This window comes from Mesoterricola sp. MK458, assembly GCF_055384935.1.
In genome coordinates this window covers 2,716,754-2,742,678 of record NZ_AP045075.1, presented here as the reverse complement: position 1 = coordinate 2,742,678, position 25,925 = coordinate 2,716,754, and the positions used below count along the sequence as shown (strand labels likewise).

Sequence of the window (25,925 nt, the reverse complement as noted above, 5' to 3'; positions counted from 1 at the left end):
GAGTTCGATGATAGCCTGGGATGCGGGACGCAGGGAAACCCCCCGCCCATGGGAACGTGCGATGGAAATCAAGGAACAGCTCAAGAAAGTCATGATCGAGGAGTTGAATCTGGAAGGGATGCGTCCCGAGGACATCCAGGACGACGCGCCCCTGTTCCGGGAAGGCCTGGGCCTGGATTCCCTGGACGCCGTGGAGATCGTCATGCTCCTCAAGAAGCATTTCGGCATCGAACTCAAGAACATGGAAGAGAGCAAGCCCGCCTTCCAGTCCATCAACGCCCTGGCGGGCTTCATCGACGGGCGCCTCAACGCATGATCCCGGTCACCGGCCTGGGATGCATCTGCGCGGCCGGCAAGAGCCTTTCCGCGTGCATGGGGACCCTTTTCGAGGGAGGCCCCGGCCCGGCCCCGGCCACGCGGTTCGCCAGCGACCATGCCGTTTCCTACCCCGTCTTCGAGGTGCCGGACTTCGAATGCGATCCGCTGCGGCTGCGCACCAGCGGCCTGCTGCTCCACGCCGCGCGGGAAGCCCTCGCGGACGCGGGACTGGCGCCGGAGGACCTGCCCCGGGCCCGCACGGGCGTGATCATCGGCACCACCGTGGGGTGCGCCCTGAACGACGAGGCCTTCTGCCGGGCCTACCGCGCCGGGGGACATCCGGACCTCTCGCCCATGGAGCGCATCTTCCGCAGCAACCCCGCCCAGGCGCTGGCGCAGGAACTGGGCCTTTCCGGACCCTGCCAGACGGTGGTGAACGCGTGCTCCTCGGGCACGGACGCCGTGGGGCTGGGGGCCTCCTGGATCCGGGCGGGGCTCTGCGACATCGTGCTGGCGGGGGGCGCGGACGAACTCAGCCGCATCACCTTCAACGGGTTCATCTCCCTGAAGATCACCTCCCCGGAAGCCTGCCGCCCCTTCGACCGTGACCGCCAGGGCCTGAACCTGGGGGAGGGGGCTGCCCTGCTGGTCCTGGAGGCCCCTGGCACGCCGCGCCGGGCCCGCTCCTTCGTGCTGGGCTACGGATCGTCCTGCGACGCCTACCACCCCACCGCCCCGAGCCCGGACGGAGCCGGCCTGCGCAGGGCCCTGGCCGAGGCCCTGACGGGCCTCGCGCCCGCCGAGGTGGCCTTCGTCAACGCGCACGGAACGGCCACGCCCGACAACGACCGGGTGGAGGCCCTCGTGCTCCCGGACGTCCTTCCCGGTGTCCCGTTCCTTTCGACCAAGGGCCGCACGGGACACACCCTGGGCGCCGCCGGCGCCATCGAGGCCGCCTTCACCGTGGCCTGCCTGGAGCGGGGCCGCATCCCGGCCAGCGCGGGCTTCCGGAACGCCGATCCCGCCCTGGGCGGCGCCGGACCGGTGCGCGAGGCCACGGCCTTCCGGGGCGGGGTGGCGCTGTCCACGTCCCTGGCCTTCGGCGGCAACAACGCGGTCCTGGCCTTCGGAGGCCCCCGGTGAAGGTCACGGTGCAGGGCATCGGCGCGGTGGGCGGCTTCGGCTGCGGCGCCGGGCGCCTGGACCAGGCCCCGGGCGCGCCCGGAACCCTCGACATCCCCTGGGGGGACGGCACCCGCGGGATCCCGGCCTACCTGGCCGGCACCGAACCCCTGGACCGCTTCGTGCCGCGGCGCGCCCTTCGAAGGGTGGACCACTTCTCCCGCATGGCGCTCCTGGGCGCGTACCTCGCCCTGGAGGACGCCGGGGCCGGCACGGAGGGCCTGGGCCTGGTGGTGGCCAGCGGCTTCGGCCCCACCGCCACCACCTTCAGCCTCATCGACTCCATGATCCAGGACGGGGACGCGTGCACCTCCCCCATCCACTTCGCGGGCTCCCTGCACAATACCCCCGCGGCCCACATCGGCATCTTCATGGGGATCACCGGGCCCTGCCTCACCCTCAGCCTGTTCGAGGGCATGGTGCCCTCGGCGCTCGCGGCCGCGCGGCTCCTGCTGGCCGAAGGCCGCGCCCGGCGCGTGCTGGTGGGCGCGGTGGACGAATTCTCCGAACTCATGGGCTACCTCTGGGCCCGGAACGCGCCGGGCCCCGTGGCCGGGGAAGGCGCCGCCTTCCTGCTGCTCTCGGCCCGGGAGGAGGACGGCCCCGGCTGCTGCACCCTGGAGGAGGCCCAGGCCGCGGCCCGGCCCTGGCCCTGGGGCGCCCAGCCCGGCGCGGAGGCCTTCTCCCTGGCCGCCGCGGCGGCGCGGATCAGATCATCCCGCCGTTGACGCCGATGACCTGACGGGTGATGTAGCCCGCCGAGGGCGAGAAGAGGAAGCCCGCCAGGTCCGCCACGTCCTCGGGCCGGCCCACGCGCTTCATGGGCACCGCCGCCATGGCGAACTCCATCTCCACCCCCGCGAGCATCTCGGAATCGATGAGGCCCGGCGCGATGCAGTTGACGGTGATGGCCCTGCCGGCCAGTTCCACGGCCAGGGCCTTGGCGGCGCCGATGAGCCCGGCCTTGGCGGCGCTGTAGTTCACCTGCCCGCGGTTGCCGATGACGCCCGACACCGAGGCGATGCAGACGATGCGGCCCCCCTTGCGCAGCCGGATCATGGGCATGGTCAGGGGATGCACCACGTTGAAGAACCCGTCCAGGCTGGTGCGCAGCACCAGGTCCCAGTCCTCCTCCGACAGGGCCGGGAAGGCGTTGTCCCGGGTGATCCCGGCATTGCAGACGATGCCGTAGTAGGCCCCGTGGGCCTCCACCAGGGCCTCCAGGACGGTGCGCGAGGTCTCGCGGTCGGTGACGTCGAAGACGGCCACGTCCGCCGAGCCTCCGGCCTGGATGATCTCGGCGGCGAGGGCCTCGGCCTCGGCGCCGCGGCTGCGGGCGTGGGCGGTGACGTGGAAGCCGTCCCGGGCCAGGCGCAGGGCGATGGCCCGGCCGATGCGGCCGCTGGCGCCGGTGACGAGCACGCGCTGGAGTGGAGTCTGGGTCACGGTCGCTCCCCTTCGAAGGTCTTCAGGATGGCCGTGGCGACCTCCTTCCCCTCCAGCGTGATGCCGCACGCGAAGGCCGACAGGCCGGAGTCGTCCAGGTACTTCAGCCGGGCCTGGACCTCCAGTTCGCTGCCCGCGGGAAACGCGGGAAGGGTGCAGGCGTAGGCCCGGGTTCCCAGGAGGTAGCCCACGCGGGGCTTCCCGCCCTGGGCCCGCTTCTCGAGCCCGGCGTAGGCCGCGATGGCCTGGGCCATGAGTTCCAGGCCGAACCACGCGGGCATGGCGCCGTCCGCGTCGGCGTACCAGGCGCCGGCGTCCACCCGGGTGCGGGCCAGGATGCCGTCGTGCCGGTGGTCCAGCACGGCGTCCAGGAGGAGCATGGGGGGGCGGTGGACCAGGAGATCCTCGGCGGGTCGCATCATCAGTCGTCCAGGGTGGTGATGGTGGCTTCCAGGTCCAGGGGGGGCACCCGCAGGACGATGGCGCGGAAGGGCGGCGCGGAGCCCTGGCGGTCCAGGGTGAGGAGGGGCCTGCCCTTGCGCAGGAGGGTGCGCAGGGTTCCGGCCTCCCGCAACTCCATGCCCGGGGCCAGGCCCTTGCGTGCCTCGTCCAGGGGCCAGTCGCTGAGCTGGATGAGGGCGGGAAGGAGGTTGGGGTCGAAGGCGTCCGGCAGGGGCACCCGGGCGTCCAGGACCGCCGGGCCCGCTTCCACCTTGAGGACGAAGAGCGTCTGGCCCATGGGGGAGGAGGCCACGATGGACAGGCGCCGGCCGTCGTTCTCCACGGTGGTCAGGAGCCGCTCGGGTTGGGCGCCGGGGCGCATGAACACGACTTCCTGGTTCGCGAAGTACGCGGGCCCGGTGGCCGCGGGCTGGAGGGTGTAGGGCAGGGTGCGCCGGAAGGCGCATCCCGTCAGGAGCGCCAGGGCCAGGACGAGGATCGGGGGCGTGCCGTGCCTCATGCGCGCTCCCCCAGGGCCAGGAAGGACGTGAGGGTGGCCGCCAGCACCGCCGCGGCCAGGGTGATGCCGAAGGCGCGCAGGCTCGGGGTGTGGCTCAGGGCCAGGAGGCCGAAGGAGATCAGGGTGCTGCCGCTGGCGAGCATCACGCCGAGGAGGGCGGAGGTCCCCGCGGCGTCGCGCTCGCGCAGGAAGACGGTGTAGTCCACCCCCAGGCCCAGGCTCAGGATGAGCGCCATGACCGTGAAAAGGGTCACGGGGTAGCCCAGGGCGGCGCCCGCGGCCAGGGCGGCCAGCATCCCCAGGATGGCCGGCGCCAGGAGCCGCGAGGTCGCGGCCGCGCCGTACCGCACGCCCAGGAGGAGGCCCACCAGCAGGACCGCGCCGCCCAGGGCCCAGGTGGCCACCCGGCGGTAGTGGGCCAGGAGGCGGGTGACGCTGGCGGCCTTGTCCACCAGGGTCACGCCCGGCAGGCCCTCGGCGGCCCGCGCCAGGGCGGGGGCGTCGGGGGCGCCCGTGGGGAGGACCACCGAGGCGAAGCCCCGGCTGGTGGGTCCCAGCCAGAACGGCCGCAGGGGAATGGAGAAGGGCGTGCCCAGGAAGGCCCCCACGGTCAGGGGCCCCGTGGCGAGGTCCGCCTGGGCCGTGGCGACGGCCCCGGGGCGGAAGCCCGCGTCCAGCATGCCCTTGGCCAGGGCCGGCTGCCCCTCCCGGTTCCGGGCTAGGGTCGCCTCCTGGCGCGCCGGGGAAGGCACGAAGGCGGAAACGGCCATGAGGCCCGCCACGCCGGGAATGGGCATCCGCGCGCGCAGGGCCTCCTCCCGCGCCAACACCTGGCCTTCGTCGGCGCCTTCCACCAGGAAGAACGCCCCGGCGGTGGAGATCCTGAGCAGCTCCTGGATGCGGGCCTCGTCCCGGCGCAGGGCCTGGGAGGGGACGATGAGGCCGCGCACGTCGTCGTCCACCCGGCCCAGGGCCGCGGCTCCGCCCAGCACCACCAGGACCGCGGCCGCGACCAGGGGCGTCCGGCGGTGCCCGGACCAGCCCTGGATGCGCCGCAGGATGCGGGCCAGGGCGGCGCCCAGGGCGGGGCGGGGCGGCAGGGGCGCCGCGAGCCAGGAGGGCAGGACGAGAAGCACCGTGAGGAAGGAGCCCACCAGGGCCACCATGGAGAACAGGGCGATCTGGCGCAGGCCGGGGAAGGGCGCGGCCAGGAGCGCCGCGTACCCGAGCAGGCTGGTGATGAGCCCCAGGAACAGGGCGGGAAGGATGCGGCGCAGGGCCGGCACAGGCGTCCAGGCCTCCCCCGCGCCCAGGTGGCTGGCGAAGTACAGGAACGCGTAGTCCACCGCCACGCCCATGACGGTGCACCCGACCACAAGCGTGAGGAGGTAGAGCTTCCCGAAGACCAGGAGGCAGACCGCGGCGGCCGAGGCGAGCCCCGCGGCCACGCAGGCCAGGCCCAGGAGCAGATGGCGCAGGGAGCGGAAGGTCAGCACGAACATGCCGACGATGCCCAGGGTGGACAGGAGGCTGATGAGGTTCATCTCCCGCTCGGCGCTGAGCCGCGCGTCTGCGGCGTAGAACATCACGCCGGTGCGAAGGACCTGGCGCCCCGGGCGCGCCATGCGTCCGGTGGCGGCGTCCACGGCGCGCAGGCTCCGGGCCTGGACCGCCGGGTCGAAGGCTGACCCCCGCAGGGCCGCGGTGACCATCACGTGGAGGCCGTCGTCGGCCTGGACCGCCAGGAGCCCGTCCCGCAGTTCGAGGCCCGTGGACTGGAAGGGCAGGCCCGACAGGAAGCCGCCGAAGGCCCCCAGGGGATCCACGTGGGCCGGAAGGCCCGAGAAGATGGGGGACGCCAGGCGCGCCTGGATGGCGGGGGCCAGGTCCCCGGAGGGCGGATCCGGGGCCGCCAGGCGGAACCGGAACGGGGCGTAGAAGCGCACCAGCTCGCCGGGATCCACCGGGGGCAATTCGCAGGACACGTTCTCGAACACCTGGGCCGCCTCCAGGTCCCGGGCCAGGGCCAGGGCCGCGGCCTTGCTGTCGGCGGGGTCCGTGCCGCGCACCAGGAGGACGATGCGCTCCTGGGTGGTGGCGGTGAGCGTCCGGATGGCCTGCTCGGCCACGGGGTTCTTCTCGGTCTCGGGGAGCATGGCCAGGAGGTCGGTCTCCATGGCCCGGCCCGAGGCCAGCCGCAGGCCCGCGAAGGCCGCCAGGGCCAGGAGCAGCGCCGTCCAGATCCAGCCGCGGGCCCGCACCGGCTACTCGAAGGCCAGGAGGCGCCGTTCCTCGGCCGTCAGGGGGGCCTCGGGGCGGAAATTGAGGAAGGTCAGGTCCATGGAATCTCCCGAGGGCTCATCCACGTGGATGGTCTCGATGAAGGCGGCCCCCCGGATGCGCACGGCCTTCACGAAGGCCGCGGTCTGGGGCGCGGGGGTGAGGAAGATGGTCCAGGAGCCGTCCTTCCCGGACTCCCCCTTGACGGTGAAAAGGCCGTCCAGGGCGCTCCAGCGCCCTTCCAGGAGCGACTTCATGATCTCGCCCATGCGGGCCACCATGGGCGTGTCCTTGGCGGTGCGGAGCGTCCTGCGGCCGGCGCCGTCCACTTCCAGGACGCCCTTGGGCCCGGCGGCCACGGTCAGGGGCAGGGGCTTGGCCATGCGCCAGAGCACGCCCAGCTCCCGGGAGACCACGAGGCTGCCCGAGGACTTCAAGGGGCGCGAGAGCGCGGCGAGCCTGCGGGTCTGGGTGAAGTCCGCGTGCAGGGTCGCGGTGGCCTTCAGGTGGGCCGTGAGCGCCTCGGGCACCGTCTGGGCGCACAGGGCGGGGGCCAGGAGGAGGAAGGCCGCGCGCCTCACGGCCGGGTCCCTTCCACGGCCCCTTCCAGCGCCTCCGTGAGCACCCGGGGGCATTCGAACAGCAGCTCGCCCGTGGTCGAATCCACCGCCAGCTGGATGGTCTCGGCCTTGTTCACGCGCTCGCCGGTGAGGGCGTCGGAGAGCAGGTAGGTGATGCGGATGCGCTGCTGGTATTCCAGGAGGCTGCACTGGACCCGCACGCTCTGGCCGTACTTCAGGGGGCGGATGTACTTCAGGTTGCAGGTGACCACGGGCCAGATGACGCCCCAGTCCTTCATCTGCTGCCAGTCCAGGCCCACCTGGCGCATCATCGCGGTGCGGGCGATCTCCAGGTACTTGACGTAGTGACCGTGCCACGCGACGCCCATGGCGTCCACGTCGTGGAAGGGCACCTCGATGACGGTCTCGCCGGTGAGGATGGGTTTCATGGGTACAGGCTCCAGGCTTGGTTCCGGATGGACGCGACGAGGGAGAGGAGGGTTCCGTCCAGGGCGACGTCCTCGTCCAGGAATGGGAGCCAGGCGAAGGACTCGAGGAACTCCCGGGCTTCGGGGGCGAGCCTGTCCAGGGCGGGTTCGCCCTGGCGCTCCCGTAGGCGCAGGCCCTGGAGCACGGCCAGCACCAGGGCGGCGGCCACCTGTTCGGTGAGTTCGAGCACCCGCAGGCAGTCCCTGGCCGAGATGGTGCCCATGCTGACCTTGTCCTGGTTGTGGCACTCCGTGGACCGGGAGAAGACGGAGGCGGGCATCGTGAGCTTGAGGGCCTCGGCGGTCCAGGCGCTCGCGCCGATCTGCACCGCCTTGAGGCCGTGGTTGATGGCGGCCCGGGGGCCCCGGGACCCCGAGAGGTTCTGGGGCAGGCCGTTGTTGTAGCGCGCGTCCACGAGAAGCGCCAGCTGGCGGTCCATGAGGTCGGACAGGTTGGCCACGGCGGCCTTGAGGCCGTCCATGGCGAAGGCGATGTGCCCGCCGTAGAAATGGCCGCCGTGGAGCAGGAGCCCGTCGTCGGGGTCCAGGAGCGGGTTGTCGTTGGCGCTGTTCAGTTCGTTCTCCACGTCCCGGCGCACCCAGGACAGGGCGTCGCCCAGGACGCCGATGACGTGGGGCGCGCAGCGGATGGAGTAGCGGTCCTGGAGGCGCACCGCCGGGTCCGGGGCGGGCCCGCCCAGGTCCGCGTGGATGCGGCCCGCGGCGGCCTGGGGCCCCGCGTGGGGCTTGACCTGGAAGAGCCGGGGGTGGAAGTGGTCCCGGTTGCCCCGCAGGGCCGCCACCGCCAGGGACGTGAGCCGGCAGCCCAGGCGCTCCAGGTACGAGGCCCGGCGGAAGGCGAGGCAGGAAAGCCCGGTCATGACCGCGGTGCCGTTCATGAGGGCCAGGCCCTCCTTGGGGGCCAGGCGCAGGGGGGCCAGGCCGGCCTCGGCCAGGGCCTCCACGGCGGGCCGCACCTGCCCGCGGAAGGTGGCGTCGCGCTCGCCGATGAGGGTGGCCGCCACGTAGGAGAGCGGCGTCAGGTCGCCGCTGGCGCCCACGGAGCCCTCGGCGGGGATCCGGGGCAGCACCCGGTGCGCCACGAGGCCCTCCAGGGCTTCCAGGAGCTCCCAGCGGACCCCCGAATAGCCCTGGGCCAGGGAATTGATGCGGGCCACCAGGACGGCCAGGGTCTCGTCCTCGTCGAGGATCCGCCCCAGGCCGCAGCCGTGGTACCGCGTGAGGTGGGTGGGCAGTTCCGGCACCAGGGCGGGCGGCACGGTGGTGGTGCAGGAGTCCCCGTAGCCGGTGGTGACGCCGTACACCTCGGTGCCGTCCGCCAACAGGGCTGCCAGGGTGGCCGCGCCGGCCTGGATCCGCGCGCGGAAGGCCGGATCCCGGGCCAGGGCCAGGGACCGCGATCCGGCGGCCACGTCCACCACGTCTTCGATGGCAAGGGGCCCGAGGCCCACGGTGACGGCGTCCATCTAGGCGTCCCCCCGGAAGCGGAGGATGCCGGACGCCTTGCGGACGCCGCCACCCTGGTAGCTGAACTTGAGGTTCTCGCGCGCGGCGTCCAGGGCGAGGGTGAGGGTGAGGTCCTCCCCGGGCCGGATGACCTCCATGAACTTCAGGTGCTCGACCCCCTGGAACGGACCCAGGGCGCCGAAGGCCTCCAGGCCGAAATGGATGGCCCAGTCCACCTGCACGACGCCGGGGAGGATGGGGTTGCCCGGGAAATGCCCCTGGAAGCCCAGGAGCCCGGGGTCCAGGTCCAGGGCGAAGGTGGTGCCCCCGTCAGGCCCGGCTGAAGTGGCCCGGGCGCTCGCGGGGAACCTCATCGGGCCTGCAGCATCTGGTGGACCGCCTCCACCACGTCCGCGACGGTGCGCACGTGCTTGAACTCCTCGGCCTTCACCCGGCGCCCGGTGATCTCCTGCAGCTGGATGGCCAGCTCCACGGCGTCGATGCTGTCCAGGTCCAGGTCGGTGAAGAGATGCGCTTCCAGGGTAATGCGCTCCGGCGCCAGGTCGAAGGATTGGGCGAGGATGTTCCTCAGCTGCGTGAGGATCTCGTCCCGGGTGGGATTGACGGTGGTCATGGGTGGCGTCTCCGGTGGGCTTCGCTGGCGGGGATGGAACCCCATGTTAGTGCAGATGTCATCATATTTCAGGCTTTCCCCGCGCGTGCGAAGAGCGCGGCCAGGTCCTCGGCCCGGAGCTTTCCGCGGGCGTCCCGGGGCAGTTCGGCGACGAAGCGCCACCGCCGGGGAAGGGCCGGTCCTTCCAGAGACTGGGCCAGGTGGGCTCCCAGGCGCTCCCCCAGGGCGCGGCGCACGGCCGGGTCCTCCAGGTCCTCGCGGCCCTCCAGCACCACCGCCGCCCCCAGCATCCGGCGCCTTTCCTCCAGCACCGCCACCGCGGCGTCCCGCACCAGCGGATGGGCCTTGAGCGCGGCCTCCACCTGGGGCAGGGAGACCCGCTTCTCCTCGATCTTCACGACGCGATCCAGGCGCCCCAGCAGCGAGAACGTGCCGTCGGCTTCCAGGGCCACCGCGTCCTCCATGCGCAGCCCCCCTCCCACCCGGGGAGAACGCAGGAGCAGGGCGCCGTCGGGTGCGGCGGCCAGGGCCATGTCGGGGAAGGGGGTCCACCGCGCGGAGGCGGGATCGGGGCCGGGGTTCCGCCAGGCGATGCCGCCGCTCTCGGTGCTGCCGTACACCTCCACCACCCCGCCCGGGGCCGCGGCCCGCCAGGCCAGGGCATCCCCCCGGTCCAGGGCGCCGCCGGAGGAGAACACCGCCGGCAGGGCCAGGCCCCCGAGGTCCAGGAGCCGCGGCAGGCGGGCCAGATGGGCGGGGCTGCTCACCAGCACCGGCCGCCGGGCCATTTCGGCCAGGAACCGGGCCGGGTCGCCGCAGGTCTCCGTCTGGAACGGCGTCCCGGTGGCCAGGGGCCAGAACACCCGGAACAGGCATCCGTAGATGTGCAGGTGGGGCACCGTGGCCACCACCATGGCGGGCAGCGGCCCGAAGAGCCCCTCCAGGACGTCCACCTCCCGGTCCAGGTCCTGGAAGCGGCGCAGCACTTGCTTGGGCGCGCCCGTGCTGCCCGAGGTCCAGAATTCCACGGGCACATCCTCCAGGGCGCGGGCCGGGGGCGGGGCGTCCGGGAGTGCGGCCAGGTCCGCGTCTCGGAGGACGCCGTCGGCCTCCAGGGCCGCCAGGGTCCCGGGCAGCAGGTTGGGGGGCAGCACCGGCGTGCAGCCGGCCAGTACCAGGCCCAGGAAGCCCGTGGCGAAGGCGAAGGGGTCCTCGCAGGCCAGCAGCCAGCGGCCCCCCGTCGGCACCATCCGGGCCACCGCGGCGGCGGTCCGGGCCAGCTCCCCGAAGGTGCGCTCACCCTGGCCGGCGAGGGCCACCACCGAGCCCTGCGCCCGGTCCCCGGTGAAAAGGCTGGCGAGGCGCCCCATGGCGCTCAGGCTTCCAGCATCTTCTGCACGGAGACCACCACGTCCTCCACCGTGCAGAGCACCCGGAACTCCTCGGGCGCCAGCCGGCGCCCGGTATATTCCTGCATGTGATGGGCCAATTCGACTTCGTCAATGCTGTCCAGGCCCAGGTCCGTGAAAAGGTTCGAATCCATGCGCACGGAACGGGGGTCGAGCTGGAAGTTGGCCTTGAGCGCGGAGCGGACCCACTGGAGAATCTCGTCCTGGGTCTTGGGGGGCATGGGGGCTCCGGCGGTGGAATGGATGCCCGGCGGGTCGCGGTCGCTGATTCGCGGTCCTGAAGGCGTCATGTCCTCCGGGCAGAAGAGCCCCCAGTATACCTCACCTCTCAGAGCCGCGGGCAGTGGCGGCATGCGGCCCGCGGGGTCCCGGCGAGCAGCTCCCGGCGCAGCCGGACCATCCCGGGTCCGTTCCACACGGCCTGGAAGGGGGTCCCGAAGAGATTGCCCACCTCCTCGTCGGGCTGGCAATCGCAGGCGGTGACGGTGCCGTCGGCGCCCACGGCGAGGGTTTGCCAGGGGGATAGGCAGTGGGCGTGGCCGGGGCTCCGGGTCCAAAGGGCGTCGACCGGTCGAAGGAGCAGGTCCCGCAGGCGGAAGGGCTTCCCCAGCTCCTCCAGGCCCCGGACCTGGAGCACCGGCAACCCGGCGGCCATGGCGCCGCCCACGGCTTCGCGGATGGCCGTCCGATCCGCCTCCGTGGCCGCCCCGGCCAGGGACCGGTCGCGGTTGGCCGTGAAGTTAAGGTCCGAGAGCATCCAGGCCCGGGCTCCCAGCGCCAGGGCCAGGTCCGCCACCGGGGCCAGGTGCCGGGCGTTGGCGGTGCCGACGGCGGTGAACACCGAACGGGGAACCTCGTCGCCGAAGATGCGGGCGGCCTCGGTGAGGTGGGCCAGGGTCCGGGCGAAGGGCACCCCCGGGCGAAGGCGCCCCGCCAGGCCGGCCTCCCCCGCGTCCAGGCTGAAGGTGGCGGCCCCGAGTCCGGCCTGGACGAGGCTCCGGGCCAGGTCCGGGGTCAGGGCCGCGCCGCTGGTCACCAGGCCCACGCTGCGGCCCTCCCCGGCGGCCAGGGCCACCAGCTCCGCCAGGCGCGGGTGGAGGGTGGGCTCCCCCAGGCCCACCAGGGTCAGGCGGGAGGCGTGGGGCAGGCGGTCCAGAAGTTCCTGGAACCGGTCCAGATCGCCCCGGTGGGGGGCGCCGGCGGCCCGGGCGCAGGAGGGGCAGGCATGGGGGCACCGGGTGGTGACCTCCACGTTGGCCAGCACGGGGGGCGGCGCCAGGGGGCCCAGCCCGGGGGGGAGCCCCAGGCCGGGGCGCAGGGCCCGCCACGCCGAAGGGCTGCGGCCCAGGACCTGCCAGCCCCCGGGCACCCGGTCGGCATGGCGGGCCACCTGGGGCTCCAGGAGGCGGAGCCTCGCCTGTTCCAGGCCGGTGAGGGCGGGCGGCAGGGCTTCGAGGATCGCCGCCAGGACCGGCCCCGCCGGCAGGTGGTGTCCCCCCCCGGGCACCCGGACGGGATGAACCTCTGGGCCCCAGAAGGCCAGATCCCCGGGTGGCACCAGGGGATCCGCGTCGCCGTGCACCACCAGGGTCCCGGGCGGGAGCCCCCGGGCGCCGGCCCCGTTCACGGCCTTCACCAGCCGGGCGAGGTCCAGGAGGCCAGGGGTCTCGTTTCCGGGCCGGGTCGCGGCCTGGAGGCGGGCCAGGTGTTCCAGCCCCACCCGGGGCGGGGTGCCCAGGAGGATCCGGAGGCAGGGGCCGAGGTCGGCCAGGAGGGCCAGGGTGCCGCCGGTGGAGTGCCCGATGACCACCAGCGGGCCCTCGCCCGCGGCCTCCCGCTCCAGGATCGCCAGGAAGGCCTCCCGGTCGAAGGGCGGTGGCGCGCCGCCCCGCCAGTGGGGATGGAGGGCCGCCAGCCGCGTGTGCCCCGGCCCGAAGACCGCGTCCAGGCCTTCGGCCAGGGACGCCAGGTCCCCCGGGCCGCCGGTGTACCCATGCACCAGGAGGAACCTCATGGTTCCACCATCCGGTCCGCCAATCGTTCGGCTCCCCGGTCAAGGTGCGGGTCCGGAGTCCGGGCCGCCAGGCGTCCCAGGGCGAGGATGCGGGCGTCCAGTTCGGCGTCGTCCATGGCCTCCAGGGCCCGGGCATACACCTCGCTGGATCCCCAGAAGACGGTGGGGGGGATCAGCCGGGCTCCCGCCCCAAGGCGCTCCAGGCAGAGGCCGTTCTGGGCCTGTTCCGGATGGAAGGGGAAAACGCCCGCGGGCACGCCCCGGGCCAGGGCCTCGAAAAGGGTCTGCTGGCCCCCGTGGCAGATGAGGAGCGCGGCCCGCCGCAGCCATTCGTCCATGGGCGCGAAGGGGGTGGCCAGGACGCGCGGGTCGGGGCGGTCCAGGTCCGGGTGGCCGCCGCCCGCCAGGGCGACCCGGTAGCCCAGGGCCAGCAGCCGTTCCACAAGCCGCGCGGGGCCCGAGCCCGGGGGCAGGGCGGTGCCCATGGAAAGGATGGCCAGGGGGGCCCCGGGCCCGATGGAACCCGGTGTGCGGGGCCACCCGTTCCAGGCCAGGGGACCCACGTGCTCCACGCCCGCGGGGACGGCCAGGGGCTGGAAGCCCGGCGTGTCCCACAGGAAGGTGCGGTCGCCGAGCAGCAGGGCGCGCACGTCCGCCACGTCGGGCCGGCCCAGCGCCCGCAGGGCCATGGACGCGCGGCGTGCCGTCCCGCGGAAGAAGGTGTCCAGGAAAGCCCCCTGGTCGGCCGCGCCGGGCTCCTCCTCCCGGAACCCCAGCACGCCCCGGAAGGCGGGGATCATGCAGCCGCAGGCCAGGGTGTCGCAGGGGAGGCCCGCCAGCGCCGCGGAGGTGGTGGCCGTGAACCGGAAGACCCCCACCACGCGCTGGGCCCGGACCTCCTCCATGAGGGCCCGCTCCGCCCGCACGACCCGGATGAACCGCTCGGGCTGACGGAACCAGGCGTAGGCCGGGGCCGATCCCTGGTCCGCTTCCTGGAGGTCGGGCAGCAGGTAGTGGGGCACGCCCAGGCGCGCCAGGAACGGGGACCGGGCCGGGGTGGCGGCGAAGGCCACCTCGTGGCCCCGGGCCAGGAGGACGTCGCGCAGGGCCAGGCCCTTGGCGAGGTGGGACAGGGCGTTGCTGCCCGGCAGGATCAGGAAGCGCATGGCGTAGGCTTCACCCGGGCCCGGTCTCTCCGGCCCAGAGGTCGAAGAAGTTGAAGAAGTGGTAGGGGTAGGTTTCCAGGAAGCGCTCCAGGGCCTGGGCGTAGGCGGCGGCGTAGGGGCGGTAGGCCTCCGGAGCCCGACCCAGGCCGGGCGGTACGCGGATGACGGCGGCCAGCTGCATCTCGTACTGGTCGGGGCCGGGCTTGTGGGGGAAGAGCACGGCCACGGGCGCGCCGGTGGCCGAGGCCAGCTTGTAGGCGGTGAAGGGCAGGGAAACGGGACCCCCCAGGAAATCCACGGACACGGTGCCGCCGCCGGCGCCCCAGGCCCGGTCCCCCATGAGGCACAGCACCTCGCCCCGTTGCAGGGCGGCCAGCATGTCCGGCACGCCCCCCAGGAAGGATTCCGGATCGATGATCCGGAAGTCGCGGTCGGCGAAGGCCTGGAAGGGGGATCCCGCGTCCCCCGCGTCGAAGCGGGCCAGCACCGAGATGGGCGGGGCCAGGTGGGCGAGGTTCGCCATGCCCAGCTGCCAGGCGCCCACGTGGGCGGTGACGATCACCAGCCCCCGGCCCTCGGCGAGGAGGGCGGTGAGGTCCTCGCGTCCCAGCAGGTGGGTGATGAACTCGCCCCGGCCCAGGATCCGCTGGGCGGCCTGGTCCACCATGAGCCGCGCGAAGGTGCGGCTGAGCCGGAAGGTGTCCAGCAGGCGCCGGAGTCCCGTGCGGGCCGGGAACCGGTGGGCGAGGTACGGCCGGCACCGCCGGCGCACCGCCGCCCGGGTCAGCGTGTAATGGAGGCTCACCAGATCGGCCAGGGCATAGGCCATGGGGCGGCCTGCCAGGCGGATCAGCCCGTGGAAGAACCCCAGTTGCCACCGTGCGCCGATGCCCTGGATCCGCCATTCGATCCGGCCGGGCGTCACGCCTCCTCCCGTCCCATCATGCGCCGGGTGGACCGGGTGAAGCGCAGGAAGCTGCCCAGGCCGCCCAGGAACCGAAGCCAGCTGTCCGGGGAGCGCCAGAGCATGGTGACGTAGCCCCAGAGCACCTTGGGCCGCCTGAAATGCCGCTCGTAGAACTCCCGGAACAGGTCCTCCAGGCGTTCCCGGGTCATGCCCTTCGTGACGAACTGGAAGTTCATGCAGTCCATCTTCTCCCAGTCCTCGTCGAATTCCCCCAGCTCGTGGATGCCGTCGTAGATGGGCGAGCCCGGGAAGGGCGTGAACTTGGCAAGGTTGAAGTCGTCCACGGGCAGCGAGAAGACGTAGTCCATGCTGCGGCGGATGCTGGCTTCGGTCTCGCCGGGGAGCCCGATCATGAGCAGCCCCTTGGTGCGGATGCCCGCGGCGCTGATGGTGCGGATCTTGCCGGCCAGGTGGTTGAGGTCGGGGTTCTGGCGGTGCCGGGCCAGGAGGTCCGGATCCCCGGTCTCGATCCCCAGGCTCATCATCCAGCATCCCGCCCGCTTCATGCGGCCCACCAGGTCGGGGTCGATGTGCTCGGCCCGCACGGCGCAGTTGAAGGTCATGCCAAGGGGTTCGGCCAGGAGCCGGTCCGTGAGCTGCTCCACGCGCTTGCGGTCCAGGGTGAACTGGTCGTCGTAGAAGTTGATGTGCCGGATGCCGAAGGTCCGGCGCAGCATGCGCATGTGGTCGTAGAGATAGTCCGCGGAATTGGAGCGGAAGCTGCGCTGGAACACGCTCCGGTCGCAGTAGGAGCACGCGTAGGGGCACCCCCGGCTGGAGATGCAGCTGGTGTTCGGGACGGTGGGGTAGTTGAAGATGGGCAGCTTGTACGCGGCCGGGAAGCCCGCGAGCTTGCCGTAGGCGGGGAAGGGCAGGCTGTCCAGTTCGAGCCCCTGGCGGTAGCCGTTGAAGCGGACCTCCCCGGCGGGGCCGTCCCGCCAGATGAGGCCCCGCACCTGGGCCGGCGTCTCGAAGCCGCCGTCCATGAGCTCGCGCAGCGTCTCCTCGCCTTCGCCGGCCACGGCGAAGTCCATGGCGGGGTACTCCCGCAGCAGGCGCTCCTTCAGGGCCGAGATGTGCGGGCCCCCGAAGACGCTCATGATGCCGGGGCAGGCGCGCCGGGCCAGTTCCGCGATGCGCACCCCGTCCAGGAAACTCGAGGTGGTGCAGCTCAAGCCCAGGAAGGCCGGGCGCTCCGAGCGCAGGTACGCTTCGATGAGGCCGTCGGAATCCGGGTTGGCGAAGCAGTCGATGATCGCGGTCTCCATGCCGGCGGCGTCCAGGTACGCCGCAAGGCTCGCCAGCCCCAGGGGCGGCATGAGGTTGGCGATGCGGGAGATGTCCTGCCCCGCCGCGCCGGCGCGGTATCCAAGGGGGTGGACCAGGAGGATCTTCCGGTGGTTCAGCACGGGTGCGGCTCCGAGGCAGGGTAGCGGATGAGGGAATCCCAGAGCAGTCCGCGGAATCCCATGGCCCGCAGGACCGTCATGCGTTCGCGGCCCCGCTCGGGCGGGAAGAACCGGTCCCGGCGGCCCCGGAAGGCGGCCTCGATGCGCCCGGAAAGGACGTCGGCGTCCACGCCGGCGGCGTGGTAGTAGAAGGGCTCCCGCAGGTCCGTGTCCGGGCCCACCCGCCCTTCCCGCAGGGCCAGGTTGTGCAGGGCGGTATGGGGGAAGATGCGGATGCCGGTGAAGGCGAAGACCACCGTGCTGCGCAGGCGCTCCAGGTTGGCCAGGCCCTGGGCGAGGGTGGCCTCGGTCTCCCCGGGACCCCCGAACATCACGAAGTGCGCGCAAGGAACCCGGCAGGACACGAAGACCTCGTTGGCCTCCACCACTTCGTCGAAGGTGAAGCCCTTGCCCAGGGCCCGCAGGGTCGCGTCGGCGCAGGCGTCCGTTCCCAGTTCGGCGGCGCGCAGGCCGGCCCGGGCCATGAGGCGCAGATCGGCCTCGCGGAGGAGGCTGGGACGCATGTAGCAGGACCAGCGGATGGGAAGGGCGCGGCGCAGCAGCTCGTCCACGAGCTCCATGTGCCTGCCGCCGTCGTCGTTGAACACCGCGTCGGCGATGAAGAACTCCGTCTGGCCGAAGCGGGCGTGGGCCTCCTCCAGGTCGTCCACCACCGCGCGCGGGTCCCGGACGCGGTACGCCTCGCCTTCCAGGGAGGGGTAGTTGCAGTAGGCGCAATGGTGCGCGCAGCCCCGCTTGGTCTGGATGTTCAGGAGGCCCGAGGCCCCCTGGTAGAAGGCGACGATGGCCCCGTCGTAGCGCGGCGACGCCATCTCCCCGGCGAGGCCGCCGTTGCGGAGGATGCGAGGCATGGCCCGGCCCGCGGCCAGGGCCTCCACCAGGTCCGCCGCCGCGCCCTCGCCTTCGCCGGCGATGCCGTAGTCCGCCCCGGTGTAGGCGAGGATCGCCTCCGGCAGGATCGTGAAGGCCGGCCCCCCCAGGATGACGGGCGCGGCCGTGCAGGTCCGGGCCACTTCCACCAGGCGCCGCGCCACCGCCGGGTAGTCCGAGCTGGCCAGCGAATCGCAGGTGTCCAGGTTGCGCATGGAGATGCCCAGGAAGTCCGGCCGGACCTCGCGGATCCGGGCGGCGAAGGCGGCCTCCGAGGCGCCCGAGGCCAGGAAATCGAACTGCTCCACCACGTGGCCCCGCGCGGTGAGCGCGCCGGCCACCACCGCCATCCCGAGGGGATAGACGGGATAGGGATCCAAGGTCAGATTGGCTGAGACTAGAAGAATTCGGCTCATGGCGCCCCAGGGTCAGGGGGCATGCCCGGAAGCCCGCACCTGTTCGTAATTCTGTAATATAGCACACATGCGCTTTCCCCTGACCGTGGCCCACCTGGCGGCCCTCACCGCGTTCCAGCTGGCCTTCCTTCTGCTCTTCGTGGATGTTCGATTGGCCGCGCTGCCCCTGGCCCTCTTCGTCCTGCTCTGCGCTGTGGCGCCTTTCCTGCCCCGCTTCGGCTTCTTCCTGCCCATCCTGTCCCGGGGCAGCCGCAGGTCGCCACGGGTGGCCCTGAGCTTCGACGACGGGCCCGATCCGGCGGTGACCCCCGCGGTCCTGGACCTCCTGGACCGCCACGGCGTGAAGGCGGCCTTCTTCCTGGTGGCCGCCAAGGCCGAGGCGCATCCGGACCTGGTGCGGGAGATCCTCGCCCGGGGCCACGAGATCGGCAGCCACAGCTGGCACCACTTCCCCATGCTCATGCTCCGCGGCCAGCGGATCCTCCGGGAGGAGGTGGCCCGGGCCCAGGAGATCTTCAAGGGCTTCGGCATCCTGCCGCGGGCCTTCCGGCCTCCGGTGGGGATCACCAGCTCCAGGCTCTGGCCGGTGCTCCTGGACCACGGCATGTTCTGCGTGAACTTCAGCTGCCGGGGCCTGGACCAGGGCAACCGGCGCGTGCCGGGCCTGGCCCGGCGCATCCTGGGCAAGGTCCGGCCCGGGGACCTGATCCTCCTGCACGACGTCTTGCCCACCCGCGCCACCGTGGACGAGCTGCTGGCGGAGCACGGCGCCGTGCTGCGCGGGCTGGGGGAGCGGGGGCTGGAGGTGGTGGCCCCGTCCACGCTCCTGGGCCGCTCCCTGATGCGGCGCGGCCTGGAATGCCAGGGCGCCGCGGAAAGCTTCTACGACGACCTGGCCGGCACCTACGACCAGGAGCAGTTCGGCACGGCCGTGGCCATGAGCCGGAACCTGGAACTGGAGCTCTTCCGCGCGCGCCTGCCGCACCTCCTCCACGGCACCGGCACCGTGCTGGAACTGGGCGCGGGCACGGGCATCTTCACCCTCGAACTGGCCCGGAACTGCACCGAGGTGCAGGCCGTGGACCTTTCCGGCAACATGCTGCGCCATCTGGAGTGCAAGGCGGCGGCCGCGGGCCTCGGCAACATCCGCACCCGGGAGGGGGACGCCGAGGCCCTGGCCTTCGAGGGCCCCTACGCCGCCGTGTTCTCGTTCCTCGTCTTCGAGTACTTCCAGGACCTGCCGGCCTTCTTCCGGCGTCTGGCGCCCCATCTGGAACCCGGCGCCCCGGTGTACTTCATCACCGCGCGCACGTCCTTCCTCCGGTTCTGGACGCAGGTGGGCAACGCCCTGCGCCAGGGCATCTGGCTGAAGTCCCGCTCGCGGCGGGACGTGGTGCGGTTCCTGCGCGCGGCGGGCATCGAACCGGTGCGTGTGCAGGGCCACCTGCTCACCTTCCTGGGCCGGGGCGGCATGATCCTGGAAGTGGAAGGACGCCGGAGGGATCCCGCCCATGACTGAAGCCCCCCGCGCCCTGGCGGTGGTGCCTGTGTACGACCACGCCGCCACCCTGCGGGGGGTCGTGGAAGGGCTTCTCGAAGCCGGGCTCCCGGTGCTGGTGGTGGACGACGGCAGCCGCGACGGCGCCCTGGAACGGGTGGCGGACCTGCCCGTGCGCACCCTGCGCCTGGAGCCCAACCAGGGCAAGGGCGCTGCGCTCCTGGCCGGGGCCCGTGTCGCCGCGGAGGCGGGCTTCGGCGCCCTCCTCTCCATCGACGCCGACGGCCAGCACTTCCCTTCCGATGCCCCGGCGCTCCTGGCCGCGGCCTTCGCGCACTGGCCCGCCATCGCCATCGGCGTGCGCGCCATGGACGGACCGCACGTGCCCGGGTCCAGCCGTTTCGGCCGGGCCTTCTCCAACTTCTGGGTGCGCCTGGAGTGCGGGCGCGACCTGGCCGACACCCAGAGCGGGTACCGGGTCTACCCCGTGGCGTTCCTCACCGGCGGGACGTTCCGGACCCGCCGCTACGCCTTCGAGGTGGAGGTCCTGGTGCGCGGCGCGTGGGCGGGCCTGGCCATCGCGGAGGCCCCGGTGCGGGTCCTCTACCAGGCCGAGGGACGCATCTCCCATTTCCGGGCCTTCCGGGACAACCTCCGGCTCACCGCGCTCCACACCTGCCTGGTCACCCTCGCCCTGTTCCGCCGCCAGGGGCCGCCCCTGGCCGAGGAGGCGCGGCGGGCCCTGATTTCACCCCGCGCCTTCCTGCGCACGCTCGCCTCCGAGCACGACAGCCCCGCGGCCCTGGCCACCGCGGTGGGGCTGGGGGTCTTCCTGGGCAGCCTGCCCATCATCCCCTTCGGGCTCCTGGTGATCGCCTTCGTGCACCACCGGCTGCACCTCAACAAGCTGGCGGGCATGGGCGCCTCCAACGTCTGCGTGGCGCCCTTCGTGCCGTTCCTCTGCGTGCAGGTGGGGCACCTGCTCCTCCACGGGCGCTGGTGGACCACCTGGAACCGCCAGGGGCTCGTAGTTGAACTGCCCCAGCGCCTCTGGGAATGGCTGTTGGGGGCGCTGGTGGTGGGGCCCGCGTTGGGCCTTCTGCTGGCCGTGCCCACCTGGTTCCTGGTGAAGCGCTTCCGGGCTACCGGGAAAGCAGCTCCACGCACTTGGTGAACCCGAACTCCCGGGCGTAGTCCACGGCCTTCTTGCCGGAGACGTCGGTGATGCCGGGGTCGGCCTTGGCCTTGAGCAGGTCGGCGACGATCCCGTCATGGCCGTAGTAGGCGGCCAGGATCAGGGGCGAGACGCCCGGCTTGTAGCGTCCGTATTCCTTGATGGTCAGGGCATTGGGATCCGCGCCCTGCTCCAGGAGCCACGCCACGATGGGCGGGTACCCGTTGTAGGCGGCCCACGCCAGGGGCGTCCAGCCCCACTTGTCCACCTCGTTCACCTTCTCCCCGGATGCCACCAGGTCCTTGGCCTTCTGGAGGTTGCCGTCCGCGACGGCCCGGGAGAGCTTGGTGCCGGCCTGGAGGGCGGAGCCTCCCAGGACGATGGCGGCGGCGGCGAGAAGGGGGGCAAGTCTCATGGGCCACTCCTGGCTGGTTGGAATAAACCAGTGTATACCGCCTGATCCTGCGGTTTCACCCGGTTTCTCCGCCCCTTTCGGAGAGCCAGGCGGCCAGGGCCCGCACGGTGCCCAGACGCCCCTGCAGGGACCCGGCCTCCTCCACCGTGGCGCCGTAGCGGCGCTTCAGGGCCATGGCCAATTCCAGGGCATCCACGGAGTCCAGGCCCAGGCCCCCCTTGAACAGCGGCTGGTCGTCGCCGATGTCCCCGGGCAGGAGGTCCTCCAGGTCCAGGGTCTCGATGATGAAGGCCTTCAGTTCAAGCGTCGTGGGAGCCATGGCTCTCCTCGTGGAAGCGGCTCTCCAGGAGCCGCGTGAGGGCCCGGGCCTCCCGGGGGCGGTCCTGCTCCGGGGCCGCGGGGGCGTGCACCCAGGCGTCGAACACGAAGCGGAACGTGCAGGTGGGGGCCGGGATCATGTACCACCGGTCGCCCTTGGCCAGGAGGGGCGGGTCCACCGAGACGCGCACCGGCAGGATGGGGGCGCCCGTGCGCAGGGCCAGGTGGGCCGGGCCCCGCTTGAACTTGAGGGGCTGGCCAATCCGGGTCCGGCCCCCTTCCGGGAAGATCACGAGGTTCCGGCCCGAAGCCAGGGCCAGGCCGCAGTGCTCCAGCACCCGCTCCGGGTCCTGGTTGTTGATGAAGCCCGCGGCCCGCACGAGGGGGCCGAAGAAGGGATTGTTCCACACCGCCTCCTTGACCACGCAAACCGTGTCGGGCAGGAGGGCGATGAGGATGACGATATCCAGATACGACGGATGATTCGCCAGGATGAGGGTGCCCCTGAGGACCTGCGGCTGCCCCTGGGTCACCACCTTCAGGATCCCGGAGGCCTCCAGACCGAAGACGAAGAGCCGGAAGAAGCGCCGGATGATGCGCGCCGCCCGCCGGCGGCGGGCTTCCTGGCCGCCCGGCATTACGGCCAGGATGGGCCGGATCAGCAGCGTGCACAGGCAGCCGCCCACCCCCAGGAGGGTGAAGAGGATTCCGCTGGTGAGGATCTTCCCCGCTTGTCGCAGGCGCGGGGGCAGGAGCGATGGGGGGGCGGCCATGGGGAATGGTAAGTATGCCATTGCGGACTAGAATGTGGCGGGGAGGGGACCATGGTGAAGGGACTTATCGTGACGGCCCTGGTGCTTTCGGGTGGCGCCGTGGGTGCCCAGGACGAAAAGCCAGGCGTGGTGGAGGGCGTCAAGGAGGCGGGCAAGGAAGTCGGCCACGCCGTGAAGAAGGGCGCCAAGGCCGTGGGCCAGGCCGCCAAGAAAACCGGCAAGGCCGTGGGCAAGGGCGCGAAGACCGCCGGAAAGGCGGTCGGTGAAGGGGCGAAGAAGGTCGGCCACGGCTTCCGGGACGGGGCGAAGGACGTGGGCCATGGGGTGAAGAAGGCGGTGAAGGGGGAGTAGGCTACCGCGGCCCGTCAAGCCTGCGTCACGTTGGCTTGGGCGCCTGGCAGCATCCGGGACAGGAGCCCATCCAGCGCCGCCAGGCTGGTCTCCCCCAGCAGCCCGTGGTCGTCATCCACTTCCAGAAGGATCGCGCCCTCGTGCCGGCGTGCGAAGGTGCGGCTTTCCTCCACCGGCACGGATTCGTCCCGGGTGCCGTGAAGGATCGCCAGGGGCGCCTCCACGCGCCACTGCCCGTCGCCGGCCCAGGCCGGCAGGTCCGCAAGCAGGTCGGGCCCCAGGGTGGTCCAGGCGTTGCGCGCGTGGTGGAAGACGGGCATCCGCCCGCGGCGGCGGTAGCCGGCCCAGCGCGGCCCCTCCAGGCGCCGGGCGGCGAAGCCCAGGGCCGGGGCCAGGAGGATGAGGCCCGCCACGGCCGCGCCGCGGTGGGCCACGGCGGCGGCCACTAGGCCCCCAAGGCTGCTGCCCACCAGGACCGGCGGGTGGGGCAGCCCACCCAGAAGCGCCTCCACCGCCTCCACCTGGGCGGAGACGGTGAGGGTCTCGAAGGTCGGCAGGTTCAGGTCCGGGGCGATGAAGGGGATGCCCCTCGCCTCCGCCCAGGCCCGGCAGTGCCCGCCCTTGGACCCGCCGGGGCCCGAGGCGAAACCGTGGAGGTAGACGAGGCTGGACGTGGACAGCCTCCTAGGCAAGGGCCTGCAGGTCCTCGGGGCCGCCGATGGAGGTGGCGGTCACCTCGATGCCGGCTTCCTTGGCCTGGCGCTTCACGAGGCCGCTGAGCACCTTGCCGGGGCCCAGTTCGAAGAAGGTGGTGACGCCCTCCTGCAGGAGCCGGGCGGTGAGGGCCTCCCAGCGCACCGCGCCGGGGATCTGGCGCACGAGACCGTCCCTCAGGGCCGCGGGGTCGTCCACCAGGGCGGCGTCCACGTTGTTGGCCAGGGGGCAGGAGGGAACGGCGAAGACGGTGGAGGCGAGCAGCGGCTGCATGTGCGCCTTGGCGGGCTCCATGAGGGGGCTGTGGAAGGGGGCGCTGACGGGCAGCTTCATCATCTTGCGCACGCCCTTGGCCTTGAGGATCTCCATGGCGGCTTCCACGCCCTCCACATGCCCGGCGATGACGATCTGGCCGGGACCGTTGAAGTTGGCGGGGACGGCGACCTTGCCGGTCTGGGTCTGGGCCTCGGCGCAGGCGGCCTCCACATCGGCCACGGTGGAACCCAGGATGGCGGCCATGGCGCCCACGCCCACGGGCACGGCCACCTGCATGGCCCGGCCGCGCTCGCGCACGGTGCGCACGGCGTCGCGGAACCTCAGGCTGCCGTTGGCCACCAGGGCGCTGTACTCGCCCAGGGAATGCCCGGCGACGAAGTCGGGCCGGGGCAGGCGCGCGCCGTAGGCGCGGACCACCATGGTGCTGTGGGTGAGGATGGCGGGCTGGGTGTGCTCGGTCAGCTTCAGCTGCTCCTCGGGGCCCTGGGCCATGAGGGTGGAGAGGTTGAAGCCCAGGGCCTCGTCGGCCTCCTGGAGGACGGCCTTGGCGGCGGGTTCCGCCTCGGCCAGCGCAACGCCCATGCCCACGGCCTGGGAACCCTGGCCCGGGAACAGCCACGCGGTCTTGCTCATAGATACCTCCGAAAATGGAGAAGGCGGCACCAGGGCCGCCTTCCCGCTCAATTGAACCAGGTGGAATCCTACTTGGCGGCGGCGGCCTGGGCGGCGACTTCCGCCGCGAAGTCGTCGTTGCGCTTTTCGAGGCCCTCGCCCATCACGTACTTCGTGAAGCGGCGGATGCTGAGCTTCTCGCCGATCTCGGCGGTCTTGGCGGAGAGGTGCTGGGCGACGGTGAGGTCGGTGTTCATGATGAACTTCTGCTCCAGGAGGCAGACCTCCTCGTAGATCTTGTTCATCTTGCCTTCGACGATCTTCTCCACCACGGCCGCGGGCTTGCCGGTGGCCATGGCCTGGGAGGTGGCGATCTCCTTCTCCTTGTCCAGGTAGGACTGGGTGACCTCTTCCTTGGACACGAACTGGGGCGCGGGATCGTGGGCGGCGATGTGCATGGCCACCTCGCGCACCAGGCGCGTGAAGTTCTCGGTGCGGGCCACGAAGTCGGTCTCGCAGTTCAGTTCGAGGAGCACGCCCACGCGGCCGCCGGGGTGGATGTAGGACTCCACGATGCCTTCGGCGGCGATGCGGCCGGCCTTGGCGGCGGAGGAGGCGAGGCCCTTCTTCCGGAGGTAGTCCATGGCCTTGTCCATGTCCCCGCCGTTCTCTTCCAGGGCCTTCTTGCAGTCCATCATGCCCAGGCCGGTCTTGTCCCGGAGGGCCTTCACATCTAGGGCCGTGTATGCCATTGCGAACTCCTGTGAAAATTCGGTGATAAGAACTGAGCGGTCAGCGGCCGGGCTCGGAGCCGGCAACTGACCGCTTCAAAGCCAAGCCTAGGCCTCGCCGCCTTCGTTCATCTTCTCGGCCATCATGGCCTTCATCTTGTCGTTGTCGCCCTTGTCCTGGAAGGACTGGCGGCCTTCGAGGATGGAGTCGGCCACGCGCTCGGAGAAGAGCAGGATGGAACGGATCGCGTCGTCGTTGGCGGGGATCACGTAGTTGATCTTGTCGGGGTCGCAGTTGGTGTCGACCAGGCCGACGATCTTCAGGCCCAGCTTGGCGGCCTCGGTGATGGCGATGTCCTCGCGGTGCGGATCGATGACGAAGATGACGTCGGGAACCGCGCGCATGTCCCGGATGCCGGCGAAGGAGGCTTCGAGCTTCTCCTTGGAGCGGGTCAGGGTCAGGATCTCCTTCTTCGTGAGCATGGCCGTGCGCGCGGGATCGTTGAGGGTGGCCTCGATCTCCTTGAGCTTGTCCAGGGACTTCTTGATGGTCGCGAAGTTGGTGAGCATGCCGCCCAGCCAGCGGTTGTTCACGTAGTAGGCGCCGCAACGCTGGGCCTGCTCGGCGATGAGCTCCTGGGCCTGGGGCTTGGTGGCGACGAAGAGGAAGGTCTTGCCTTCGCTGGCGGCCTTGGTGAGGAAGTTGGCGGCCGTGTTCCAGAGGCGGAGGGTCTTCTGCAGGTCGATGATGTAGATGCTGTTCCGGGCGCCGAAGATGTACTTCTTCATCTTGGGGTTCCAGCGCTTGGTCTGGTGGCCGAAGTGCACACCGGCTTCAAGCAGTTCCTTCATTTGAATGGCAGCCATGGAAGGCCTCCCTGGGAGAGCGGCGGATGCCGCGGGGGATGGAGGGCGAAGGGGAAGACTCCGCCCGAATCGATTCCTCCGGAGAGGAATCCGTCAGACACACGAACGGGGAGATCGAATCTCCCCGTCCTTGATACGCATTGCCAAAGACTAGCGCTTCGAGAACTGGAAGCGGCGGCGGGCGCCCATCTGACCGGGCTTCTTGCGCTCCTTCATGCGAGGATCGCGGGTCAGCAGGCCGGCCTGCCGGAGCATGCTCTTGAGCTGGTCGTTGTAGCCCAGGAGGGCGCGGGAGAGACCCATGCGGATGGCCGAAGCCTGGCCGGCAGGGCCGCCGCCGGAGACGGAGACGAGCAGGTCGAACTTGCCATCCAGCTCAGCCAGCACCAGGGGCTGGTGCACCACCATGCGCAGCACGGCGTTGGGGAAGTAGTTCTCCTCGGTGCGGCCGTTCACGGTGACCTTGCCGGTGCCGGGGCGCATGAAGACGCGAGCGGTGCAGGACTTGCGCCGGCCGGTTCCGTAGTTCTGGGAAATCGCCATGTGTGC

At 71.8% G+C, this 25,925-nt stretch carries 30 protein-coding genes; 6 read left to right on the top strand and 24 right to left on the bottom strand.

The features are described from left to right. The first annotated feature begins 61 nt into the window (after window positions 1–61). From ACZ5LB_RS11970 to ACZ5LB_RS11960, 3 genes are read left to right on the top strand one after another with little or no spacing between them, the layout of a single operon-like run. On the top strand, window positions 62–316 hold the full coding sequence (locus ACZ5LB_RS11970; protein WP_464602453.1) for a phosphopantetheine-binding protein: 255 nt from the start codon (window positions 62–64) through the stop codon (window positions 314–316). Further along, a complete protein-coding gene (locus ACZ5LB_RS11965) occupies window positions 313–1,461 on the top strand; it encodes a beta-ketoacyl-[acyl-carrier-protein] synthase family protein (protein WP_464602452.1) in 1,149 nt (382 codons plus the stop codon). Before ACZ5LB_RS11970 ends, ACZ5LB_RS11965 begins: the two co-directional genes overlap by 4 nt. Next, window positions 1,458–2,228 carry a beta-ketoacyl synthase chain length factor gene (locus ACZ5LB_RS11960; protein WP_464602451.1) on the top strand — a complete coding sequence of 257 codons (771 nt, stop codon included), beginning with the start codon at window positions 1,458–1,460 and terminating at the stop codon, window positions 2,226–2,228. The genes ACZ5LB_RS11965 and ACZ5LB_RS11960 overlap by 4 nt, the downstream gene beginning before the upstream one ends. On the opposite strand, the gene fabG is transcribed toward ACZ5LB_RS11960, so the two are convergent. The 16 genes from fabG to ACZ5LB_RS11880 form a co-directional block, all read right to left on the bottom strand. Continuing rightward, window positions 2,209–2,946: a 3-oxoacyl-ACP reductase FabG gene (fabG, locus tag ACZ5LB_RS11955; RefSeq protein ID WP_464602450.1), complete on the bottom strand. Its 738-nt coding sequence runs from the start codon at window positions 2,944–2,946 to the stop codon at window positions 2,209–2,211. The two genes, ACZ5LB_RS11960 and fabG, sit on opposite strands and share 20 nt — an antisense overlap. Then, window positions 2,943–3,368, bottom strand: a complete 426-nt coding sequence (locus ACZ5LB_RS11950) for an ApeP family dehydratase (protein WP_464602449.1) — start codon at window positions 3,366–3,368, stop codon at window positions 2,943–2,945. The genes fabG and ACZ5LB_RS11950 overlap by 4 nt, the downstream gene beginning before the upstream one ends. Then, a complete protein-coding gene (locus ACZ5LB_RS11945) occupies window positions 3,368–3,907 on the bottom strand; it encodes a DUF3261 domain-containing protein (protein ID WP_464602448.1) in 540 nt (179 codons plus the stop codon). Before ACZ5LB_RS11945 ends, ACZ5LB_RS11950 begins: the two co-directional genes overlap by 1 nt. After that, entirely contained in the window at window positions 3,904–6,168 is a 2,265-nt protein-coding gene (locus tag ACZ5LB_RS11940) for an MMPL family transporter (RefSeq protein WP_464602447.1), read from the bottom strand. Before ACZ5LB_RS11940 ends, ACZ5LB_RS11945 begins: the two co-directional genes overlap by 4 nt. Before the next feature lie 3 nt (window positions 6,169–6,171). Then, on the bottom strand, window positions 6,172–6,768 hold the full coding sequence (locus ACZ5LB_RS11935) for an outer membrane lipoprotein carrier protein LolA (RefSeq protein ID WP_464602446.1): 597 nt from the start codon (window positions 6,766–6,768) through the stop codon (window positions 6,172–6,174). Continuing rightward, window positions 6,765–7,196: an acyl-CoA thioesterase gene (locus ACZ5LB_RS11930; RefSeq protein ID WP_464602445.1), complete on the bottom strand. Its 432-nt coding sequence runs from the start codon at window positions 7,194–7,196 to the stop codon at window positions 6,765–6,767. Before ACZ5LB_RS11930 ends, ACZ5LB_RS11935 begins: the two co-directional genes overlap by 4 nt. Beyond that, the gene (locus tag ACZ5LB_RS11925; RefSeq protein ID WP_464602444.1) at window positions 7,193–8,722 is read right to left on the bottom strand and encodes an HAL/PAL/TAL family ammonia-lyase; all 1,530 of its coding nucleotides are present in this window, start codon (window positions 8,720–8,722) and stop codon (window positions 7,193–7,195) included. The genes ACZ5LB_RS11930 and ACZ5LB_RS11925 overlap by 4 nt, the downstream gene beginning before the upstream one ends. Then, window positions 8,723–9,076: a 3-hydroxyacyl-ACP dehydratase FabZ family protein gene (locus ACZ5LB_RS11920; protein WP_464602443.1), complete on the bottom strand. Its 354-nt coding sequence runs from the start codon at window positions 9,074–9,076 to the stop codon at window positions 8,723–8,725. Then, window positions 9,073–9,336 (bottom strand): acyl carrier protein, encoded by a 264-nt coding sequence (locus tag ACZ5LB_RS11915; RefSeq protein ID WP_464602442.1) that lies wholly within the window; start codon window positions 9,334–9,336, stop codon window positions 9,073–9,075. The genes ACZ5LB_RS11920 and ACZ5LB_RS11915 overlap by 4 nt, the downstream gene beginning before the upstream one ends. 68 nt (window positions 9,337–9,404) lie before the next feature. Next, a complete protein-coding gene (locus ACZ5LB_RS11910) occupies window positions 9,405–10,706 on the bottom strand; it encodes an AMP-binding protein (protein WP_464602441.1) in 1,302 nt (433 codons plus the stop codon). Between the two features lie 5 nt (window positions 10,707–10,711). Continuing rightward, complete coding sequence (locus ACZ5LB_RS11905) at window positions 10,712–10,966, bottom strand: acyl carrier protein (protein ID WP_464602440.1); 255 nt, start codon at window positions 10,964–10,966, stop codon at window positions 10,712–10,714. Between the two features lie 107 nt (window positions 10,967–11,073). Beyond that, window positions 11,074–12,759 (bottom strand): radical SAM protein, encoded by a 1,686-nt coding sequence (locus tag ACZ5LB_RS11900; protein ID WP_464602439.1) that lies wholly within the window; start codon window positions 12,757–12,759, stop codon window positions 11,074–11,076. Further along, window positions 12,756–13,925 carry a glycosyltransferase gene (locus tag ACZ5LB_RS11895; protein ID WP_464602438.1) on the bottom strand — a complete coding sequence of 390 codons (1,170 nt, stop codon included), beginning with the start codon at window positions 13,923–13,925 and terminating at the stop codon, window positions 12,756–12,758. The genes ACZ5LB_RS11900 and ACZ5LB_RS11895 overlap by 4 nt, the downstream gene beginning before the upstream one ends. Before the next feature lie 10 nt (window positions 13,926–13,935). After that, entirely contained in the window at window positions 13,936–14,850 is a 915-nt protein-coding gene (locus ACZ5LB_RS11890) for an LpxL/LpxP family acyltransferase (RefSeq protein WP_464602437.1), read from the bottom strand. Continuing rightward, on the bottom strand, window positions 14,847–16,301 hold the full coding sequence (locus tag ACZ5LB_RS11885) for a B12-binding domain-containing radical SAM protein (RefSeq protein ID WP_464602436.1): 1,455 nt from the start codon (window positions 16,299–16,301) through the stop codon (window positions 14,847–14,849). The genes ACZ5LB_RS11890 and ACZ5LB_RS11885 overlap by 4 nt, the downstream gene beginning before the upstream one ends. Further along, entirely contained in the window at window positions 16,295–17,611 is a 1,317-nt protein-coding gene (locus ACZ5LB_RS11880; protein ID WP_464602435.1) for a lipid biosynthesis B12-binding/radical SAM protein, read from the bottom strand. Before ACZ5LB_RS11880 ends, ACZ5LB_RS11885 begins: the two co-directional genes overlap by 7 nt. Before the next feature lie 103 nt (window positions 17,612–17,714). Between ACZ5LB_RS11880 and ACZ5LB_RS11875 the strand changes: the two genes are divergently transcribed. Continuing rightward, entirely contained in the window at window positions 17,715–19,166 is a 1,452-nt protein-coding gene (locus tag ACZ5LB_RS11875; RefSeq protein WP_464602434.1) for a polysaccharide deacetylase family protein, read from the top strand. After that, entirely contained in the window at window positions 19,159–20,319 is a 1,161-nt protein-coding gene (locus ACZ5LB_RS11870; RefSeq protein WP_464602433.1) for a DUF2062 domain-containing protein, read from the top strand. Before ACZ5LB_RS11875 ends, ACZ5LB_RS11870 begins: the two co-directional genes overlap by 8 nt. On the opposite strand, the gene ACZ5LB_RS11865 is transcribed toward ACZ5LB_RS11870, so the two are convergent. The 3 genes from ACZ5LB_RS11865 to ACZ5LB_RS11855 are packed head-to-tail and all read right to left on the bottom strand — an operon-like array spanning window position 20,288 to window position 21,825. After that, window positions 20,288–20,734, bottom strand: a complete 447-nt coding sequence (locus tag ACZ5LB_RS11865) for an ankyrin repeat domain-containing protein (RefSeq protein ID WP_464602432.1) — start codon at window positions 20,732–20,734, stop codon at window positions 20,288–20,290. The two genes, ACZ5LB_RS11870 and ACZ5LB_RS11865, sit on opposite strands and share 32 nt — an antisense overlap. A 55-nt stretch (window positions 20,735–20,789) precedes the next feature. Beyond that, window positions 20,790–21,053, bottom strand: coding sequence for a phosphopantetheine-binding protein (locus tag ACZ5LB_RS11860; protein ID WP_464602431.1), 264 nt, complete (start codon window positions 21,051–21,053; stop codon window positions 20,790–20,792). After that, window positions 21,034–21,825 carry a lysophospholipid acyltransferase family protein gene (locus tag ACZ5LB_RS11855; protein ID WP_464602430.1) on the bottom strand — a complete coding sequence of 264 codons (792 nt, stop codon included), beginning with the start codon at window positions 21,823–21,825 and terminating at the stop codon, window positions 21,034–21,036. The genes ACZ5LB_RS11860 and ACZ5LB_RS11855 overlap by 20 nt, the downstream gene beginning before the upstream one ends. 51 nt (window positions 21,826–21,876) lie before the next feature. On the opposite strand from ACZ5LB_RS11855, the gene ACZ5LB_RS11850 reads away from it, so the two are divergent. Beyond that, window positions 21,877–22,176 (top strand): hypothetical protein, encoded by a 300-nt coding sequence (locus tag ACZ5LB_RS11850; protein WP_464602429.1) that lies wholly within the window; start codon window positions 21,877–21,879, stop codon window positions 22,174–22,176. A 14-nt stretch (window positions 22,177–22,190) separates the two neighbouring features. Here ACZ5LB_RS11850 and ACZ5LB_RS11845 read toward each other — a convergent pair whose 3' ends face one another. The 5 genes from ACZ5LB_RS11845 to rpsI all read right to left on the bottom strand — a co-directional run bounded on the left by ACZ5LB_RS11845 (window position 22,191) and on the right by rpsI (window position 25,919). Continuing rightward, on the bottom strand, window positions 22,191–22,868 hold the full coding sequence (locus tag ACZ5LB_RS11845; RefSeq protein WP_464602428.1) for a YqiA/YcfP family alpha/beta fold hydrolase: 678 nt from the start codon (window positions 22,866–22,868) through the stop codon (window positions 22,191–22,193). Beyond that, window positions 22,861–23,799: an ACP S-malonyltransferase gene (gene fabD, locus ACZ5LB_RS11840; protein ID WP_464602427.1), complete on the bottom strand. Its 939-nt coding sequence runs from the start codon at window positions 23,797–23,799 to the stop codon at window positions 22,861–22,863. The genes ACZ5LB_RS11845 and fabD overlap by 8 nt, the downstream gene beginning before the upstream one ends. Before the next feature lie 68 nt (window positions 23,800–23,867). Next, window positions 23,868–24,530, bottom strand: a complete 663-nt coding sequence (gene tsf, locus ACZ5LB_RS11835) for a translation elongation factor Ts (RefSeq protein ID WP_464602426.1) — start codon at window positions 24,528–24,530, stop codon at window positions 23,868–23,870. Between the two features lie 87 nt (window positions 24,531–24,617). Further along, window positions 24,618–25,376, bottom strand: coding sequence for a 30S ribosomal protein S2 (rpsB, locus tag ACZ5LB_RS11830; protein WP_464602425.1), 759 nt, complete (start codon window positions 25,374–25,376; stop codon window positions 24,618–24,620). A 150-nt stretch (window positions 25,377–25,526) separates the two neighbouring features. Continuing rightward, window positions 25,527–25,919: a 30S ribosomal protein S9 gene (gene rpsI / locus ACZ5LB_RS11825; RefSeq protein ID WP_464602424.1), complete on the bottom strand. Its 393-nt coding sequence runs from the start codon at window positions 25,917–25,919 to the stop codon at window positions 25,527–25,529. Between the last annotated feature and the right edge of the window lie 6 nt (window positions 25,920–25,925).

What these genes read in the sequence shown, in the direction of transcription:
- ACZ5LB_RS11905 (WP_464602440.1), bottom strand. Translation starts at nt 10,966, where the DNA reads ATGCCCCCCAAGACCCAGGACGAGATTCTCCAGTGGGTCCGCTCCGCG.
- tsf (WP_464602426.1), bottom strand. Translation starts at nt 24,530, where the DNA reads ATGGCATACACGGCCCTAGATGTGAAGGCCCTCCGGGACAAGACCGGC.
- ACZ5LB_RS11855 (WP_464602430.1), bottom strand. Translation starts at nt 21,825, where the DNA reads ATGGCCGCCCCCCCATCGCTCCTGCCCCCGCGCCTGCGACAAGCGGGG.
- rpsI (WP_464602424.1), bottom strand. Translation starts at nt 25,919, where the DNA reads ATGGCGATTTCCCAGAACTACGGAACCGGCCGGCGCAAGTCCTGCACC.
- ACZ5LB_RS11865 (WP_464602432.1), bottom strand. Translation starts at nt 20,734, where the DNA reads ATGAGACTTGCCCCCCTTCTCGCCGCCGCCGCCATCGTCCTGGGAGGC.
- ACZ5LB_RS11875 (WP_464602434.1), top strand. Translation starts at nt 17,715, where the DNA reads ATGCGCTTTCCCCTGACCGTGGCCCACCTGGCGGCCCTCACCGCGTTC.
- ACZ5LB_RS11965 (WP_464602452.1), top strand. Translation starts at nt 313, where the DNA reads ATGATCCCGGTCACCGGCCTGGGATGCATCTGCGCGGCCGGCAAGAGC.
- ACZ5LB_RS11870 (WP_464602433.1), top strand. Translation starts at nt 19,159, where the DNA reads ATGACTGAAGCCCCCCGCGCCCTGGCGGTGGTGCCTGTGTACGACCAC.
- ACZ5LB_RS11860 (WP_464602431.1), bottom strand. Translation starts at nt 21,053, where the DNA reads ATGGCTCCCACGACGCTTGAACTGAAGGCCTTCATCATCGAGACCCTG.
- rpsB (WP_464602425.1), bottom strand. Translation starts at nt 25,376, where the DNA reads ATGGCTGCCATTCAAATGAAGGAACTGCTTGAAGCCGGTGTGCACTTC.
- ACZ5LB_RS11900 (WP_464602439.1), bottom strand. Translation starts at nt 12,759, where the DNA reads ATGAGGTTCCTCCTGGTGCATGGGTACACCGGCGGCCCGGGGGACCTG.
- ACZ5LB_RS11950 (WP_464602449.1), bottom strand. Translation starts at nt 3,368, where the DNA reads ATGATGCGACCCGCCGAGGATCTCCTGGTCCACCGCCCCCCCATGCTC.
- ACZ5LB_RS11925 (WP_464602444.1), bottom strand. Translation starts at nt 8,722, where the DNA reads ATGGACGCCGTCACCGTGGGCCTCGGGCCCCTTGCCATCGAAGACGTG.
- ACZ5LB_RS11920 (WP_464602443.1), bottom strand. Translation starts at nt 9,076, where the DNA reads ATGAGGTTCCCCGCGAGCGCCCGGGCCACTTCAGCCGGGCCTGACGGG.
- ACZ5LB_RS11910 (WP_464602441.1), bottom strand. Translation starts at nt 10,706, where the DNA reads ATGGGGCGCCTCGCCAGCCTTTTCACCGGGGACCGGGCGCAGGGCTCG.
- ACZ5LB_RS11915 (WP_464602442.1), bottom strand. Translation starts at nt 9,336, where the DNA reads ATGACCACCGTCAATCCCACCCGGGACGAGATCCTCACGCAGCTGAGG.
- ACZ5LB_RS11895 (WP_464602438.1), bottom strand. Translation starts at nt 13,925, where the DNA reads ATGCGCTTCCTGATCCTGCCGGGCAGCAACGCCCTGTCCCACCTCGCC.
- ACZ5LB_RS11850 (WP_464602429.1), top strand. Translation starts at nt 21,877, where the DNA reads ATGGTGAAGGGACTTATCGTGACGGCCCTGGTGCTTTCGGGTGGCGCC.
- ACZ5LB_RS11945 (WP_464602448.1), bottom strand. Translation starts at nt 3,907, where the DNA reads ATGAGGCACGGCACGCCCCCGATCCTCGTCCTGGCCCTGGCGCTCCTG.
- fabD (WP_464602427.1), bottom strand. Translation starts at nt 23,799, where the DNA reads ATGAGCAAGACCGCGTGGCTGTTCCCGGGCCAGGGTTCCCAGGCCGTG.
- ACZ5LB_RS11930 (WP_464602445.1), bottom strand. Translation starts at nt 7,196, where the DNA reads ATGAAACCCATCCTCACCGGCGAGACCGTCATCGAGGTGCCCTTCCAC.
- ACZ5LB_RS11970 (WP_464602453.1), top strand. Translation starts at nt 62, where the DNA reads ATGGAAATCAAGGAACAGCTCAAGAAAGTCATGATCGAGGAGTTGAAT.